Here is a 2631-nt window from a genome sequence, read left to right as displayed (position 1 = left end):
CGCGCCATTTGTAAAGGTAAATGTAGCCACCTCACCTCGATTTATTCTAACTGAGCTCTCTCCTGTTCGAACTTCTGTCACCCAGGTCGAATATCTAGCAACCTTAAGTACCCTACCTTCTTGAATTCCTTCTATTGGAAGATCTATATATCTAGCCCAACGCCCATTTTCAACAGCAATAGTTAAATCCTTAATAACATCTAATTGTGACTTTATAAACTCCTCTGTCATATCGACATTATTTAAAGGATAAATAGTTTGTGCTGTAATGTAGTCTATGATTTCAGTCAATATTTCAATTTTTATCTGCTTAAATAGAATTTCAAACAATTGACTATGATCAGTTTTTATAACGTAATTATTAGTCTTAAGAATGTCTAAAAATTGTATATGAGAATTTTTATGACTTGTAAGACAGGATTGGTATTCTTGAGTAAGCTTTTGGGTTAATTCATTTTTAGCTTCTATGAGATAAGTATCTCGACTTGGATGATAGGTAACAATACCACAGCTATTATTATATATATTATAGCTACTGCAATAGTCATGACAAAACGCCTCACTCTTAAATGTTTGGTAGTTAAAACAAGCGTTTGCACTAAATCTATAACAATAGTACCCTTCCGCACTCGGAATATTAGGATATTTCTTACGGTAGTATTCCGCACACGCACGACCAGAATCGAATTCCTGAGTGGTTACACACCCACCCCAAGCACATAATTTCTTATAAGGAGGGCCACTACATGTCACGCCTTTTGACCAGCAAGCCGGGCTTTTGCTTTGACCTTGAGGAGATAAATTATTGTCGACAAAAAAGTCAGCCCTAGCGACCTCTTTCATTCTGGTGTCGATATCATTAATAAATTGTTGAGAATGAACATTATAAATGTTACAAATCTCTTCATTGACTCCTTTTTTTGACTTATAAAGTTGATTAACCGTATTAAACTTAATATTTGCTAATAAGTGATTATGAGCTTTCATATATGAGTCAATTAATTTATATATCCCATCTCCTCCATCATCAGATAGTTCAGAACTTACATCAAGAATCCCGCCTTGGGTTGAGACAGAATCACTAAAATAATTTTTGTAATCATTAAAAATAGCACTTAGGCATTCATCAATTTGTTGTGATCCCATATCTTTAAAATTAACACTTGAATTATTTTCACTTTCACAAATTGTAGTCGTTGCTATGGAAATGATATCAGGAGTTGACGTATGAACGCTAACCATTGATTGTTTGAGGAAATTAATGAGACCAGTTAAATTTTTAGACTCTTTTATAAACTTATCAGAATACAATACATCTGTATGTACAATAGCTGATTGAATATCATACAAATAAGTTTCTTTATAATAGTTAAATAAATATGAATCAACATTATTTAACATTCCATTCTTGGATTTAGATAAAGCATCTTTAGCAGCTAGTTTTAGCCGTTTTAAATGATGCTTTTCCTTAACCAATGAAGTATATCGCTCTAGGCCATTAAGTTCTTGGGCTACAGCATTAGCGTGCTCTCTATGTTTCCTCATCTCCATGTCGTGCACACCCATATCGATAAAACCAAGTATATCACCTAGGATTGGAACCCAGCCTAAAGTAGCCGCTGCTTTATCGAGGTCTGTTGAAGAGGGGTTATCAAAAACTTCCACAGACGAGCCGATAGAGCTTAAAACACTGAAAAAGAAACCTCCAACAGCATCTCCCATGGCTTCAGTTTCCATCGTAGCTCCTATAGCATCAGAAATTTCTGGTTCCGATAATATATCGGAAGATTCGAACTCAGCTTCTGCTAATTTCTCTTTTATTATGGTTTTATATTCTTCGTTAGTTTTAGGATATCCATCATTCTCTGATATACTCTTATATTCATTAATCGCTTCTTCAGAAGTAATTTTTCTCTCAGGTGGGTACCCTGACGGGCATACTTGAGCATAAATATTCATTGTGAAAAACAGTCCTAAAACTAAAAATAACTGTCTTATAAAACCCGAATTAATATAATAAATGGGGCGTGGCTCAAATCTGTGATTATGCATAAATATCTCGGTCAAATTCTACTGGAAATGGAAAAAGGGGGGTCTTTTATTATGACCAAGCTTTCGCTGCCAGACCCGGACGGGATGATAGTCTCCAGAAGGCGCAGGGAAATTTGCCAATCCTAGGCGCGCCATAATCAATTCGGTAGTGGGTCGAATCTGTAGTTAGGCATGAATATCCACTCCAAACTCAACCTTATTAATCAGCAAACCTATCACAATATCATGCATTTTTCCAGATTTTGAAAAGCAAATGGTTTTTCGTTCCAACCGTTTAATCCACGTTCTCAAATTTAAATTTTTACGTTCAATTTTTTGCGTATGACACTTACCCACTTCATGTTTCTCTACATCAATATGGCGTGCATATGCTCCCCAGTCATCTGTATAATATCGGCTGATTTTAAAAGGATCAAGCAAGGCTTTTAACTCTGGTGGATTCAACTCTGAAGTGCAATTCCTGTAATCATGCGGCCTCACGTTTATTATTATGAAAAAACACAGCATGAGGGGTGTCATAGTTTAACGTTTTTCGTGGTCGGTGGTTGAGCTTATTCATAACAGCTTCGACCTCCTCAC

1 protein-coding gene and 1 pseudogene are annotated in these 2631 nt (G+C 35.8%); both read right to left on the bottom strand.

Annotated elements, in window-relative coordinates:
* Window positions 1-2052: hypothetical protein (locus tag CDZ78_RS09465; RefSeq protein ID WP_167374236.1), on the bottom strand; the 2052-nt coding region annotated here is incomplete at its 3' end.
* A 165-nt stretch (window positions 2053-2217) separates the two neighbouring features.
* Window positions 2218-2484 (bottom strand): annotated as a pseudogene (locus CDZ78_RS09460) (IS1 family transposase); the annotation flags it as partial.
* Window positions 2485-2631 lie beyond the last annotated feature (147 nt).

The organism is Bathymodiolus platifrons methanotrophic gill symbiont, from assembly GCF_002189065.1.
Classification (GTDB): Bacteria; Pseudomonadota; Gammaproteobacteria; order Methylococcales; family Methylomonadaceae; genus Methyloprofundus.
This window is presented reverse-complemented; position numbering and strand designations above follow the sequence as displayed.